The organism is Trichormus variabilis 0441 (assembly GCF_009856605.1).
In the GTDB taxonomy this organism is placed as follows: domain Bacteria; phylum Cyanobacteriota; class Cyanobacteriia; order Cyanobacteriales; family Nostocaceae; genus Trichormus; species Trichormus variabilis.
In genome coordinates this window covers 5,891,366-5,905,057 of the sequence record NZ_CP047242.1, presented here as the reverse complement: position 1 = coordinate 5,905,057, position 13,692 = coordinate 5,891,366, and the positions used below count along the sequence as shown (strand labels likewise).

The following is a 13,692-nucleotide window of genomic DNA, read 5'->3' as shown; positions in this document are numbered from 1 at the left end:
ATTTGTAATAGCTTACGACGCAACTCGTAATTATTGCTAATTGCTAAATTTCTCCTATTCCCTAGTATTACATTGTAGTAATAGTCATAAAAGTCAAGTAATGATTTGGGGTTTACTCCGTAAACCCCAAGAGGCTTAAAGGTTGTTTTAAAAGTGATTAGTTATGATTTATGAATTTATTGATACCAATTAACCCATCTATAAATAATGACTTTTAAAACATCACCTTAACAGGAAATTTAACCTTCACAACTACCCAATTGAAACTTGTTGTCTAGGAAATGGTGACATAGCAAAAACCGTCTCATCATTACTTATTTTGCGGAAAAGTACATCTCCCCATATCCAGCCTAGATGATCAACTCCACCTGTGTAAAAAGAAACTACATTGTATTGAAAAGATTGTAGATACTTCAGGATCTCAATAAAGTCACCGTGGGGTTGATCGGCTCGCTTCAAAAAGTCACACTCTATAAGAATATAATCAATGCAACCTGAGGAAAGTAACTGTTCTGCCCCCTTTAAAACTTTCATCTCGTAGCCCTCTGTATCAACTTTTAACAAGCTGATTTTGTCGATATTATTGGTTAAGCAGAATTGATCAAGTGTATCTACTTTGACATCAACTACTTCGATGTTATTGTTCTTGGTCTTTTCAACATCAAAAACTAGAGTATTTTTTTGTGCAAAAGGTTCTGCAATCATTGAAAGTGTAGACGGCTTATCTCCAAGAGCCATATTATAAGGATATACATTGGAAAATACACCTACCTCTTCATTTAGTCGGTTGAAAGTAGAAGGAACAGGCTCAAAGCAATAAATACGACTCTGTGGAAAATACCTTAAAACTTCATACACAGTCTGCCCAATATTAGCCCCAACATCTATTACTAATTCCAAATTTTTGCCATCTAGTAAATAGTTAATATCTTGCCCCCACTCTACGCCAAAAGGAGTATTATGCAATGGACTTAGATAAAAACCCATGAAACGAAAAATTTGCTGAATAACATTCTTAACAAACTTCTTAATTTGCTTCATTCTTATTCCTTGGAAATAGAATTAATTAAATTCACCCCATTTTACATACAAAAATTTGTCAGTACAAGTCAACTAAGTATAATAATTATTAATACTTAAAATGTTTTAGGGTAAACATCTTTGTGGAGTATCCACTTGCGGAAAATATACGATTTCTGAGTAAATATAATACAAATTCAAAATTATGAATGCCAAACAGAATCAGGGTACGTCCGTATTTATCCGTCGTATTCTTTTTTAAATTTGTATAACAACAAATAAAATAGTGTGTGTACTTCAATGTATAAGAAAATAAATGGAAATTCTTTAAAGCGTACTTGTAAAAGCTAGTAAAATGACTGATATGAATAAACAGATATAAATAACCTGATAATCATAGAAGAGTTAGTCTCTAATAGCAACTTACAAGCTCTTTAAAAAGTAACCAATTAAGTATAAAGAACCGCACAAAACTACCAAATTATCTGTTGAGTTAAATGCAGTCTCCAAGGCTAGTTTTAAATCTGGACAAGTTTGATAAGTACTTAATTCTGGACAAATATCACAAGCTAATTTCCCTAAATACTCTGTATCGGCTGAATTATTATCTGGTACTGGAACTAAATATAATTGGTCATTTGGTCGTAATAAAACTTGAAAAATATCGGCGTGGTCTTTTGTAGATAACATTCCCATAACCCAAGTTACTGATGGGGTATTTAGGGTATCTACATAGTTTCGTAACACTTGAGCAGATGCCGGATTATGAGCGCCATCAATTAGTAATTTGTGATTTTTCCAATTAATCCATTGCATTCGACCTGGCCATTTAGTTTTTGCCATGCCATTAATAATTTCTTCTTCAGAAATCTGCCAGCCTTTTTGTTGCAAAATTTCTAAAGCTGCTAGTGCCAAAGCAGAATTATTGAGTTGAATTTGTCCTTGTAAAGGTAGAGGATATGTAATTGTTTTTGTATTTTGAATACTTTGATATTCTGCTAGTTGGGGAGAGATTTGACGAGCAGGTTGAGGCAGAATTAAAGGACATTGTAATTCTTGAGCGCGCGATCGCACCACTTTTTCTGCATCCGGTGGCAACATCCCCACCACAGCCGGACATCCAGGCTTAAGAATCCCCGCTTTTTCCCCAGCAATATCAGCCACAGTCGGCCCCAATTGTTGCCAATGTTCCCGACTGATGGAAGTTATCACTGTCACCAAAGGATCAGCAATTACATTAGTAGCATCCAACCGTCCACCCAATCCTACTTCTACCACCGCCACATCAACTTGTTGCTGAGCAAAATATAACCAAGCGGCGGCGGTAATGACTTCAAATAGAGTCGGATACTCATCATCAAGGCAAATAGCCGCTTGAACTCTTAAAAGTAATTGACACAATTCGTTATGAGAAATTTGCTGTTCATTCAGGCAAATACGCTCTGGCCAATCAACTAAATGGGGCGAAGTATAGCGCCCTGTACGATAACCAGCCTCAGTCAGCACGGAAGACAAATAAGCACAAACAGAACCTTTGCCATTTGTACCAGCAACATGAATTATGGGAACTCGCTCATGAGGATTGCCAAGGTTGTCCAGCAATTTGATAATCCGGGAAAGTCCCAGGTTAACGCCGAAATGGTGAAATGGTTGCAGTAGGGAATTGATATTCACGGAATGGGTAATAGGTAATTGGGAATAAGGTTTTTATTGATTTATTTACTCATCTCTCTAATCCCCATACTAAAACCGACTGTCTCTGTAAAGAGAACAGTCGGTGCAAAGTTAAAATTTTTAACCGAGATTTAAGCTTCTCTGTTCAAAAAGTTTTGAACTTGTCTGATAGCAGCAGCACCAATATTAAAAGCAGCCCAGCCAGCAGCAACGGCAATTGGCGCTAAAACGATCGCTACACGAAAATCAATATCCATATCTAAACCCCTCTATCACGTAGAAATTAAATTTTTGTCAACTGTCCTCATTTTTATTTTTAGCTGAAGTGGGCAATTTTTCTACATAAATTTGTAAAGAAAGGTTAAATTTGTCCATAGTCCATAGTCCATAGTTATTCCTCTTTGCCTCCCCTGCACCCCTGCCTCCCCTGCTCCCTGCTCCCGGCTTTACTCTTGCGGATAAAACCCAATATCACTACCCTTGCCAGCATGGACTAATGCTAACTTTTTATAACGTTCGGCGTGTTGAATCAGGTCTGCGGCTTCTTCTGGGGTAATGGGACGTAAAACTTTACCGGGAACACCCACAACCAGAGATAAGGGGGGTATATTCTTAGTTACTATCGATCCAGCACCTATGATGCTACCAGCACCTACTCGGACTCCATCTAAAATTACTGCGCCAATGCCAATCAAACTACCGCGTTCAATATGGGCGGAGTGAATGACTGCTCGATGTCCGACAGTGACATGATCTTCTAGTACTGTTGGCAAACCAGGATCACCGTGTAAAATGGCTCCATCTTGAATATTTGTGCATTCACCAATGTCAATGCTTTCTACATCTGCCCTCACTACTGCTCCGTACCAAATGCTTGCTCCTGCTGCTATTTTGACTGAACCCATAACAACAGCATTAGCGGCGATGAAGGCGGCTTGAGAAAAATCGGGAGAAGGCCAGTAAGAATTGGTAGACACGATAGAATATGAATATGGTACCCAGGAACACTGGAATAACTCCACCCTTGGAGGCTGGTTGCAAAACCAGAATATCACAGAGTCTCACCTCCAAATTGAGGAAGACAACGGTGAAAATTGTTCTGGCTGCAATACCGTATACTTGCAGCAACGAACAATTCCCCCAGTATGGTGGAGCCGAAGTGTAAAATTCAACCCACTGGTGCTGGTGAATACGAAATTATGTTTGTACGCACTTCATGATGAATCCAGCCTTGCAGTACCCTATATTTGGCCCTGATATTCAGTGTCCCCATTGTCGCCAAACCATTCCGGCGCTGACACTGACTGATACCTATTTGTGTCCTCGTCATGGCGCTTTTGAAGCTAATCCCAAAACGGGAGAGCTAGTTCATCTACAGTCTGGTCGCCATTGGCGGAGATGGAATAACGAATGGTATCGACAGCATACTCATCCCGATGGCATTCGCTTTGAAATCCACGAAGCTTTAGATAAGCTATATACCCAAGGCTACAGAGCTACAAGGGTAGTTATCGCCAAGCGTTATCAGGAATTGATGAGTGGTTATTTAGAACGCAGTACACCTTGGCGTTCTGGACAGCCGGAAACCTCATCGGCGAGACTATACGGCTTACCTGTGGAATTCAGTCCCGAATCAACTGATGATCCTTGTTGGGAAGTGATTAATTTTGATTTGGATAAAGAACCGGGTGTTCCTGTGCGCTACCCTTATTTCCGATTATTTGAATAAGAGTCAGTGGTCAGTGGTCAGTAGTTATCCACAACTGACTACTGACCACTACAAGCGAAAACTTTATAGGAAAAAGCTATGTACCCTACGGGAAACAAAACCTCACCCCTGGTGGGCGAATGGCTGCACTCACCGCCCATGAGAATGGCTCCCCCTTGTGGGTGGCTGTATTTAATTTTGAATTTTGAATTTTGAATTTTGAATTGATTCATGCACCACGCCTCTATTCGGACTGCGAATATCCATCGCGCGATCGCCTTTTATGAAATACTAGGATTTACGGTCTGTGAACGCTTCACTACAGGCTATACCCTAGCTTGCTGGATGGAAGGACTGGGCGGCAGAATTGAACTGATCCAAATTCCTGAACCAAAACCAGCCCCAGATGCTTTTGCAGATGAGCATTATGTGGGTTATTATCACTTGTCATTTGATTTAACTGAGACTACCCCAGACTTGCCTAACTGGTTGACAGCTTTACAAGAACGTGTGTCACTGGTAGCAGAATTACCTCCCTTGCAGATACTTTTAGAACCGACACAACAACAAATAGGCGATCGCATTTTTGAAGTGGCTTTTATAGCTGACACTGATGGATTGCCATTGGAATTTATTCGAGTTTTAGCGAAACTTAACTGATTTTATAGTGTAACTTTATATACAAAGTGATGTAGCTCAACTAACATACGCATAAAAGGATTAAACTAGTTCTGTACATAAAAGTATATAAACTCAACACATCTACCAAATAAATGTCTGCATTATCTATCTGGTATCGATACCGTTTTTATGTGTTATTGTTGAGTGTTTCTTTAGTTACAGTATTATTTTTCAGTAATAACCCTGCTGAAAGTCAATACAAAACTACATTGAGTCGAGTCAATTCCCAAGCAACATTAGTGGCGAACAATCACCATCAATTCCGAGTCACAGAAAACGTCCACAAAACAGTTTTGGACAATGGTTTGACCGTATTCATCAAGGAAGTACCGACTGTACCTGTTGTAAGTGTACAGGTATGGTACAAGTTTGGCTCAAGTCATGAAGAACCAGGTGTCAACGGCATCGCCCATCAATTAGAACACATGATGTTTAAAGGCACAAAAAGCCGTCCTATTCAATTTGGACGTTTATTTAGTGCTTTAGGTAGTGACTCCAACGCCTTCACCAGTTATGACCAAACAGCATATTACGGCACAGTAGAACGAGATAAGCTCAAAGCGTTGCTAGTCTTGGAAGCAGACAGAATGCAAAACGCCCTCATCGATGCTGACAAATTAGCCAGTGAAAAGCGTGTAGTCATTTCCGAATTACAGGGTTATGAAAATAGTCCAGAATATCGCCTCAATCGAGCGGTTATGCAGGCGGTGTTTCCTAATCATCCTTATGGGTTACCTGTAGGTGGGACTAAGGCAGATGTAGAAAAATTTCCAGTTGAGCAAGTACAAAAATACTATAAAAACTTTTACAGTCCCGAAAATGCCGTGTTAGTAATTGTTGGCGATTGCCAAGCAGAAGAAACCTTGGCAACGGTAAAAGAGATATTTGGCGGTATTCCTCAGCGTCAACAGGCAAAAGTCAATAGTCAACAGTCAATAGTCAACAGTCAACAGTCAACAGTCAAAAATCCTATAGTTCTACGAGAACCAGGCGCGGCGGGACTTTTACAAGTGATTTACCCCCTACCGCCAGCGAGTCACCCGGATATGCCTGCCTTAGAGGTGGTAGATTACATCTTGACGGAGGGGCGCAATTCTCGACTATATAAAGCATTGATAGAATCGGGTTTAGCCAGTGAAGTAGAAGCTTCTGTTGGTGGTTTGCAACGGGCTGGTTGGTATGAGTTGTTGGTGACGGCAGATCCAGACCAAGATATAGGTAAAGTTGACTCGGTATTGAATAAAGCGATCGCTAATCTTGCCCGCACAGGTATAAAAGCAGAAGAATTAGCTAGAGCTAAAAGACAGTTAGAAGCTGCCATCATTTTGAGTAACCGGACTATCACTGATCAAGCCATGCAGTTGGGCAATGATGAGACAACTGTTGGTGATTATCGCTTTACAGATTATTATTTATCGGCAATTAGACAAGTAACTTCAGCAGATGTAGTACGGGTAATTCAAAAATATTTACCAAAATCTCACCGGAAAGTAGGTATTTTTCAACCAACGATATCTACCAGCACCAAAGAAGTTGGCAACAAAAAGCCAACACAACGTACACAAGAAAATCTCACTGGCGACTCATCTGTAACATCATCGGAGGTGATGAAGTATCTACCATCTTTAGACACCACAACCGATAATATTCAACAGAAGTCGCAAACACGTTTACCACAGCAGTTTACTTTAGCTAATGGGTTGCAAGTATTTTTGCTACCTGATAAAAGTACACCTACCGTCACCTTGAGCGGTTATGTTAAAGCAGGTACAGAATTTGATCCAGATGGACAAGCAGGTTTAGCCTCATTAGTAGCAGATAGCTTAATGAGTGGGACGAAAACTAAAAATGCTTCAACTTTAGCTCAAGTTTTGGATGATAGGGGTGTGACCTTAGATTTTGCCGCGTATCGCAATGGTATGCGTATCCAAGGCGATAGTTTAGCGGAAGATTTTCCGGTGCTAATTCGGACATTAGCCGACGGACTGAAAAATAGTATATTTCCTAAAAAAGAACTGGAATTAAATCTGCAACAAGCTGTAACTTCTCTGAAAATGGAATTAGATGATCCCGGTGAAGTTGCTAGAAGAATTTTTCTGCAATCGGTCTATCCTAAGAAACATCCCCTACATACCTTTCCTACAGTGGAAAGTCTGCGGAAGATTCGCCGTCAGGATGTGATTGCTTTTAGTCAGAAATATTATCGTCCAGATACTACTGTGCTGGTGCTAATGGGGGATTTTGAACCTCAGCAAGTGCGATCGCTCATTCAATCAGAATTTGGTGATTGGCCAGCTAGTGGAGAACCCCCAAGCATAAACTATCCTCAAGTTTCCTTACCAAAAACTACCACGCGAGAGAATCCAGTATTACCTGGTAAGACCCAAGCTATTACTTACCTTGGTTATGCAGGTATTAAGCGTCAAGATCCGAGATTTTACGCGGCGCTAGTGTTAAACCAAATTTTGGGCGGAGACACTTTATCTAGTAGATTAGGGGAGCAAGTGCGTGATCGCCAAGGTTTAACTTATGGCATTTACAGCGACTTCCAAGCCGAAAAAGACTTTGGGACATTCTGGATTGAAATGCAAACCAGTCCCGAAGATACCAATAAAGCGATCGCTAGTACCCAGCAAGTACTTGAGCAAATTCACCAACAAGGTGTGACAGCATCAGAAGTAGAGACAGCTAAACGTACCTTGATTGGTAACTATAACGTTTCTTTGGCAGACCCAGAGGAATTAACCAATAAAATTCTGATGAATCAAGTTTATGGACTAGAACCGAGCGAACTACATTCTTATAATCAAAAAATTCAGCAAGTTACCTTAAACGAAGTTAATCAAGCAGCTAGTGAGTTACTCCACCCAGATCAAGTAGTAGTAGTAACGGCTGGGCCTTCTATGGTCGCAAGACAAGGTGTAAGGTAAATAGTGCTAACTGTTGACGGTTGACCGTTGTAGAGGTGCGTTTAAATACTGCCCCTACGGACTAATAACTAGAAGAAGACGCGACGCCAGTCGCTACAACGGGGGGAACCCCCGCAACGCGCTGGCTCATGAATCGCGTCTCTACAAATGGTTTATTTAAATGGTTTATTTGTCGCATTCTTTTTTTCAAATTGACATAACTTATTCCAGGAAATTCGCAAAATTGTATACGCCATGATTTCATTTTTATTACCAATAGTTCGTCAAATTTGTGTGGTTTTTACCATACTGCTATGTTTTACTTTTATTAACACTAATTCTGCATTGGCGGCGAAAGAATCTAGTGATTTACTTAAACAACCTGTTTCGGAAATTACAGTTTCTTTGGGTAATTCTGCTAACGAACTCAAGTTTGAACCAAATAACTTGGAATTAGTAGCTGGTAAACGTTATCTACTACACCTCAACAACCCCAGCCAATTGAAACATTATTTTACTGCCAAAGACTTTGCCGATGGGATTTGGACGCAAAAAGTGGAAGCAGGTAAAGTGGAAATTAAAGGGGCGATTCATGAACTGGAACTTAAGCCCGGTGCTGAAGCTGAATGGGTGCTTCTAGCCATCAAACCAGGAAAATATGGCTTACGCTGTCCCATACCAGGACATACAGAAGCAGGGATGACAGGGGAAATCGTGATCAGTCCTTAGTCAGCAGTCAGCCATCATCTATATACGTATCTAGCAGCGAAAAATAAGTTAACTTAAGTATAGATATTATTTCTCAATTGTTTAGAAATAACCTGCAACCTTAGCGGCAAGGCGCAAGTAATAATTGATTTCCCATGAATATTCTCACCAACTTGCTTTCTCAAACACCTAAGCCATCACCTGCCAAAAAACAACGCCGGGGTATTGAAATTAAATCACCCCGCGAAATTGATATTATGCGAGAGTCGGCGAAAATTGTCGCCACCGTACTTAAAGAGATTTCCGGGCTGGTAAAACCAGGAATGACGACGGCTGACTTGGATGCTTATGCGGAAAAACGTATCCGTGAAATGGGTGCAACACCAAGTTTTAAGGGCTATCACGGCTTTACCGGTTCTATCTGCTCTAGTATTAATAACGAAGTTGTACATGGTATTCCCAGCCATAAGAAAGTAATTCGGACTGGCGATGTACTAAAAGTAGACACAGGTGCTTATTTTCAAGGCTTTCATGGTGATTCCTGTATTACGATCGCTGTTGGTGAAGTAACTCCAGATGCCGCTAAACTGATTCGCGTAGCTGAAGAGGCGCTATATAAGGGCATTGAACAAGTTAAAGCAGGTGCATACCTCCTTGATTTAGCTGGGGCAATTGAGGATCATGTGAAAGTTAATGGCTTTACTGTGGTAGAAGAATTCACAGGACACGGTGTGGGAAGGAACCTACATGAAGAACCTTCTGTGTTTAACTACCGCACTAGAGAAATGCCCAATGTGAAACTGCGTGCAGGAATGACATTGGCAATTGAACCCATTTTAAATGCAGGTTCTAAACACACCCGGACTTTATCCGATCGCTGGACGGCTGTAACTGTAGATAATTCTCTATCCGCCCAATTTGAACATACAGTTTTAGTCACAGAAACCGGTTACGAAATTTTAACCGATCGCACCAAGGTTTAAAAAAGAAGGCGACAAATAAACCATTTGTAGAGACGCGATTCATGAGCCAGCGCGTTGCGGGGGTTCCCCCCGTTGTAGCGACTGGCGTCGCGTCTTCTTCAGCCAATGATGTGTTGCAATCATTATTGAATTGGTATAAGTTCGACGGAACCTAACCCCAACCCCTTCCCTTGTAGGATACTGTTGGCGAATTGATAGAGGGCAAAACCAATCATCACAAAATAGAAAATCAGGAATACTATGAGGCAGTGGGAGCAATTCGAGCAAAGTGAGAAACGCGAGTCTGACTGCGTGGGACATGTTGCCACCAATCCCACATCCGACTGAAGTTGATAGCAGCAGCAGTAATGACATGCTGCAAGAGAGTTTTGGCAAGACCAATGTAGCGACAACGGCGTAATTGGTAGCGACCAGTAGCTTGGGAAATCAAGCCTTCAACGCCAGCACGTTGGTGATAAATTTGTTGAAAAGATTCAGTTTTTTGGCGAATGCGAGCATCATGTAATGCAAGATGTAGTTCCTGTGGTTTGAGGGTCAGAAGACGCGGTAGTTTTTTGGAGCGAGTGCATTTTGAGCGACTTGAACAAAGCGAACAATCGGATTTGTCAAATTGTATTTTGACTACTGGATTGTCATGGCTATCGACAGTTGTACGCCAGGACTTACTTTGTTTACCCATTGGGCAATCAACACGCATCAAATCCCAATGAATAGTGAAGCAATTTTGCTCAAAGCCGGATTGTGCTGTTGCTTGCCAACTAGTTCCGGGGGGAACTTTTCCTACTAAATCAACATGAAAATGGGATTGACTATCGACTAAGTTTTGAGCATTGACATAGCCAGTATCGACAACATGTTCTTGTGGCAAAAGATTGTTCTGGTTTAAACGAGAATGAATTACTGGTGTCATCTCAACATCCGCACTTGTGGCCACGGACGTTTCCACATTGATAATTAAGTTTGGCAGTATGGGGTGACAAATTTCTGTCAGATGCAGATTATAACCAGTCCAGTTGATTTCTCGCTTGCTGGAATTGCGTGCATCAACATCGTAAGGAGATTCAATCTGTAGTCTATTTGGTGGTAAGTTATCTTGTTCTCGCCAATAGACTTGTTGCAATTGAATATAGTATTGTTGCACCCAAACTATACGTAATGTTTCCACTGATGGAATCTGCCACAGCCAATTACAAGTTGAGTCTGCATACAAAGCGGATAGCAAATGATGACCATCCTCACCAATTTTTCGCCTCAATTTCTCACGTTCGGCTTTTGATTTGGGCAAGCGGTATTGCTCAAATCTCAGGGAGTAACGTTCAAACCAATCAACGTCAACTCTCGATTTGAGCCAATCAGGGGCAAAATAAGCCAAGTCATTTAAGGTATGACGTAAAGTTTCTCCCACTAATTCCAAACGATTTAACTGTCGTACTGCGGCTAATACGTGAGTTGAATCAGTTCTGACACGGCCGCGATTTTTGAGCCAACCTAGTTCTTGGAAACGAGCTAGCATTTGGTTGAGTAACTCTCGCTCTCGTCCTGCTTTGATTAATCGCTGACGAAATTCTGAAAGTACTGAATAATCAAACCCTGGGTCATTTAATTCCAACGATAGTGCGTATTTCCAATCAATATGACCCCTCACTGCATCCGCCGCTTGTCTATCCGTTAAACCTTCGATAAATTGCATTACTGTCACTAATGCCAGTTGTCCTGCTGATATTCCACTTTGACCACAATCTGCGCGGTAAAGTTTGACAAAATCCTCATCCTTATATAACACTCCTATTTCATCCCGCATCTTCATATATATGTTCCCTTTGGGAAATGAATTCCGGGCTACTTGCGCTGTTGTTTCAGGAATCTGCGACATATCACGCGGGTGCAGGGTCATAATCTTTGTAGATGCTACGCTCAATATACTTATTCTCTTTTTTCCACTGTTCCAAACTCTTGAGGGGCTTAACCCCTCAATAATTCGCCAACAGTATCCTACAAGGGAAGGGGCAAAAGCATATAACTGAGTATCAAAGAATTAGAGTTTTAAGCCTCTCCTTGCATCGACAAGCAAGCTACGGAGAGGAGTTATAATTTATCGGACTCACGGCTGAAACTACACCTTGGGCTTCTAATACAGCCGCCACTTGTAAAATGAAGGCTTCATTGTATGGGGCGGCGATTAACTGCACACCCAAAGGTAAAGTATTGGGACGCTGAATTGGTACTGATAAAACTGGTAAACCAATAAAAGATAAGGGTTGAGTGAACAATCCTAAGTGGGGACGCACTAGAATTTCCTCCCCATCTAAAATCATTGTCTGTTGACCGATTAGGGGTGCTGTAATGGGTGTGGTAGGGGCAAGAATTACATCAACATTCTGAAAAACTTCACGGATGCGATCGCGGTACCATTGCCGAAAGCGTTGTGCTTGTATATACCAATTACTGGGAATTAATGCCCCTGCCAAAAAGCGATCGCGTGTTGCTGGGTCAAAGTCTTGGGAACGTGTTCTTAATTTATCTAAGTGTAAATTTGCGCCTTCGCTGGCGGTAATGACAAATGCGGCTGCCCTGGCGCGGTGGGCTTCTGGTAAAGTTACGTAATTGGTTACGTTTAAAGCATCTGCTACCTGCTGTACGGCTGCTAATGCTGCCGATGTCGCCCCTTTTTGGAAATAATCGTCAGCGATCGCTATTCTAATATGAGAGATATCTTGATGCAGTTGCGGTAAAGTGGGGTTTGCAGGTCGTTGAGTGCAGATAGGATCGCGATCATCTCCTCCTTGCAAAATATCAAATATTGTGGCGATATCCCCAACCGAACGGGCAAAGGGGCCGATGTGGTCAAAACTACTAGAAAATAAAGTCACCCCACCACGAGACAAACGCCCGTAAGTCGGTTTGAAACCAAACACACCACACAAAGCCGCCGGGACACGAATGGAACCGTTAGTATCAGAACCCAAGGTAAAAGGAACCAACCCAGCCGCCACAGCCACCGCCGAACCGCCAGAGGAACCCCCAGCCACTCGCTGTAAATCATGGGGGTTGCGGGTAACACCATAATGGGAATTTTCTGTAACAAATCCGTAGGCGTACTCATCCATATTTAAAGCGCCTACCAACACCGCACCAGCTTGTTTCAGCTTGGCTACTGCGGTTGCATCTCGACTAGCTGGCGGATTTTCGGCATTGATTTTTGCCCCCGCCAGAGTCGTCAAACCGACAAGATCAAATAAGTTTTTCACAGCAAAAGGCACACCAGCCAGTAACCCAGAATCATTACCTGCGGCTATTTCCCTATCAATACGTGCTGCATCCGCCAAAGCCGTTTCTCTAGTTACAGCCGTAAAACAATTCAGTTCTACATCCTGTGCTGCTATCCGCGCTAAAGCAGCCTGGGTTACCTCTACGGCGGTAACTTTACCTTCACCTATAGCCTTGGCGATGGAAACAGCATCATTCATGGTTCAAAGACAGGGGCGGGTTCTATTGCTTCTGGTAGTGGAAATGAGTTAACAAGTTGAGCGATCGCTCTTATTCTCTCAAAATTTGCCACCACTCCATCCCGATACTCATTTTTTATCGGCAAATCCAACAGCAACGCCGTTTGTTCAACATATACACCCAACACTTGATCTTTCATTTCCATACTCATCTATCCTAAACTTACAACCTCTGGTGGCAACTCAAACAACCCATTTTCCCCAGGCTCAAAATCAATCACTTGATACACAGCATCAAGATTCAACTCGCCATAAATATGGGGAAATAAATCACCATCAGCCGCCTCATAACGAATTTCTGGTTTAACTTTATCAGAGTCGATAAAAAGTAATACTAATTCCGTTTGGTGATGAAAAAACCTATTAGCAACCTTGAGGATTTGTGTTGCTTGAGAAGAGTGAATAAATCCTTCCGCATCCAGCGAATCAGCATGGTAGATGCCGATATTTTTGGCTTGTTCCCATTGTTGACGTTTGGTGATGTGAAGAATAGTATTCATAGT

At 41.7% G+C, this 13,692-nt stretch carries 13 protein-coding genes; 5 read left to right on the top strand and 8 right to left on the bottom strand.

Features of this window, described 5'->3' with window-relative positions:
* Positions 1-252: 252 nt before the first annotated feature.
* From GSQ19_RS24335 to GSQ19_RS24320, 4 genes are all read right to left on the bottom strand, one after another.
* Positions 253-1,041: an FkbM family methyltransferase gene (locus GSQ19_RS24335; RefSeq protein ID WP_011320388.1), complete on the bottom strand. Its 789-nt coding sequence runs from the start codon at positions 1,039-1,041 to the stop codon at positions 253-255.
* A 402-nt stretch (positions 1,042-1,443) separates the two neighbouring features.
* On the bottom strand, positions 1,444-2,694 hold the full coding sequence (locus tag GSQ19_RS24330) for a bifunctional folylpolyglutamate synthase/dihydrofolate synthase (RefSeq protein WP_011320387.1): 1,251 nt from the start codon (positions 2,692-2,694) through the stop codon (positions 1,444-1,446).
* Positions 2,695-2,825: 131 nt separating this feature from the next.
* The gene (locus GSQ19_RS24325; RefSeq protein WP_010995199.1) at positions 2,826-2,951 is read right to left on the bottom strand and encodes a photosystem II protein Y; all 126 of its coding nucleotides are present in this window, start codon (positions 2,949-2,951) and stop codon (positions 2,826-2,828) included.
* Positions 2,952-3,140: 189 nt separating this feature from the next.
* On the bottom strand, positions 3,141-3,671 hold the full coding sequence (locus GSQ19_RS24320) for a gamma carbonic anhydrase family protein (protein ID WP_041456310.1): 531 nt from the start codon (positions 3,669-3,671) through the stop codon (positions 3,141-3,143).
* 242 nt (positions 3,672-3,913) lie between these two features.
* Between GSQ19_RS24320 and GSQ19_RS24315 the strand changes: the two genes are divergently transcribed.
* The 5 genes from GSQ19_RS24315 (at position 3,914) to map (ending at position 9,683) form a co-directional block, all read left to right on the top strand.
* Positions 3,914-4,423, top strand: coding sequence for a TIGR02652 family protein (locus GSQ19_RS24315; protein WP_430382016.1), 510 nt, complete (start codon positions 3,914-3,916; stop codon positions 4,421-4,423).
* Positions 4,424-4,633: 210 nt separating this feature from the next.
* Positions 4,634-5,062 (top strand): VOC family protein, encoded by a 429-nt coding sequence (locus GSQ19_RS24310; protein WP_011320384.1) that lies wholly within the window; start codon positions 4,634-4,636, stop codon positions 5,060-5,062.
* 113 nt (positions 5,063-5,175) lie between these two features.
* Positions 5,176-8,013 (top strand): M16 family metallopeptidase, encoded by a 2,838-nt coding sequence (locus tag GSQ19_RS24305; RefSeq protein WP_011320383.1) that lies wholly within the window; start codon positions 5,176-5,178, stop codon positions 8,011-8,013.
* Between the two features lie 234 nt (positions 8,014-8,247).
* Positions 8,248-8,721 (top strand): plastocyanin/azurin family copper-binding protein, encoded by a 474-nt coding sequence (locus tag GSQ19_RS24300; RefSeq protein ID WP_011320382.1) that lies wholly within the window; start codon positions 8,248-8,250, stop codon positions 8,719-8,721.
* Between the two features lie 134 nt (positions 8,722-8,855).
* Positions 8,856-9,683, top strand: coding sequence for a type I methionyl aminopeptidase (gene map / locus GSQ19_RS24295; protein ID WP_010995193.1), 828 nt, complete (start codon positions 8,856-8,858; stop codon positions 9,681-9,683).
* A gap of 238 nt (positions 9,684-9,921) precedes the next feature.
* On the opposite strand, the gene GSQ19_RS24290 is transcribed toward map, so the two are convergent.
* The 4 genes from GSQ19_RS24290 to GSQ19_RS24275 form a co-directional block, all read right to left on the bottom strand.
* Positions 9,922-11,577 carry an IS5-like element ISAva5 family transposase gene (locus tag GSQ19_RS24290; protein WP_041455935.1) on the bottom strand — a complete coding sequence of 552 codons (1,656 nt, stop codon included), beginning with the start codon at positions 11,575-11,577 and terminating at the stop codon, positions 9,922-9,924.
* Positions 11,578-11,755: 178 nt separating this feature from the next.
* Positions 11,756-13,150, bottom strand: coding sequence for an AtzE family amidohydrolase (locus GSQ19_RS24285; protein ID WP_011320381.1), 1,395 nt, complete (start codon positions 13,148-13,150; stop codon positions 11,756-11,758).
* Entirely contained in the window at positions 13,147-13,335 is a 189-nt protein-coding gene (locus tag GSQ19_RS24280; RefSeq protein ID WP_041456912.1) for a DUF4089 domain-containing protein, read from the bottom strand. Before GSQ19_RS24280 ends, GSQ19_RS24285 begins: the two co-directional genes overlap by 4 nt.
* 6 nt (positions 13,336-13,341) lie before the next feature.
* A complete protein-coding gene (locus GSQ19_RS24275) occupies positions 13,342-13,689 on the bottom strand; it encodes a DUF952 domain-containing protein (protein ID WP_011320379.1) in 348 nt (115 codons plus the stop codon).
* Positions 13,690-13,692: the final 3 nt, after the last annotated feature.

What these genes read in the sequence shown, in the direction of transcription:
- GSQ19_RS24335 (WP_011320388.1), bottom strand. Translation starts at nt 1,041, where the DNA reads ATGAAGCAAATTAAGAAGTTTGTTAAGAATGTTATTCAGCAAATTTTT.
- GSQ19_RS24325 (WP_010995199.1), bottom strand. Translation starts at nt 2,951, where the DNA reads ATGGATATTGATTTTCGTGTAGCGATCGTTTTAGCGCCAATTGCCGTT.
- GSQ19_RS24315 (WP_430382016.1), top strand. Translation starts at nt 3,914, where the DNA reads ATGAATCCAGCCTTGCAGTACCCTATATTTGGCCCTGATATTCAGTGT.
- GSQ19_RS24310 (WP_011320384.1), top strand. Translation starts at nt 4,634, where the DNA reads ATGCACCACGCCTCTATTCGGACTGCGAATATCCATCGCGCGATCGCC.
- GSQ19_RS24305 (WP_011320383.1), top strand. Translation starts at nt 5,176, where the DNA reads ATGTCTGCATTATCTATCTGGTATCGATACCGTTTTTATGTGTTATTG.
- GSQ19_RS24300 (WP_011320382.1), top strand. Translation starts at nt 8,248, where the DNA reads ATGATTTCATTTTTATTACCAATAGTTCGTCAAATTTGTGTGGTTTTT.
- map (WP_010995193.1), top strand. Translation starts at nt 8,856, where the DNA reads ATGAATATTCTCACCAACTTGCTTTCTCAAACACCTAAGCCATCACCT.
- GSQ19_RS24290 (WP_041455935.1), bottom strand. Translation starts at nt 11,577, where the DNA reads ATGACCCTGCACCCGCGTGATATGTCGCAGATTCCTGAAACAACAGCG.
- GSQ19_RS24285 (WP_011320381.1), bottom strand. Translation starts at nt 13,150, where the DNA reads ATGAATGATGCTGTTTCCATCGCCAAGGCTATAGGTGAAGGTAAAGTT.
- GSQ19_RS24280 (WP_041456912.1), bottom strand. Translation starts at nt 13,335, where the DNA reads ATGGAAATGAAAGATCAAGTGTTGGGTGTATATGTTGAACAAACGGCG.
- GSQ19_RS24275 (WP_011320379.1), bottom strand. Translation starts at nt 13,689, where the DNA reads ATGAATACTATTCTTCACATCACCAAACGTCAACAATGGGAACAAGCC.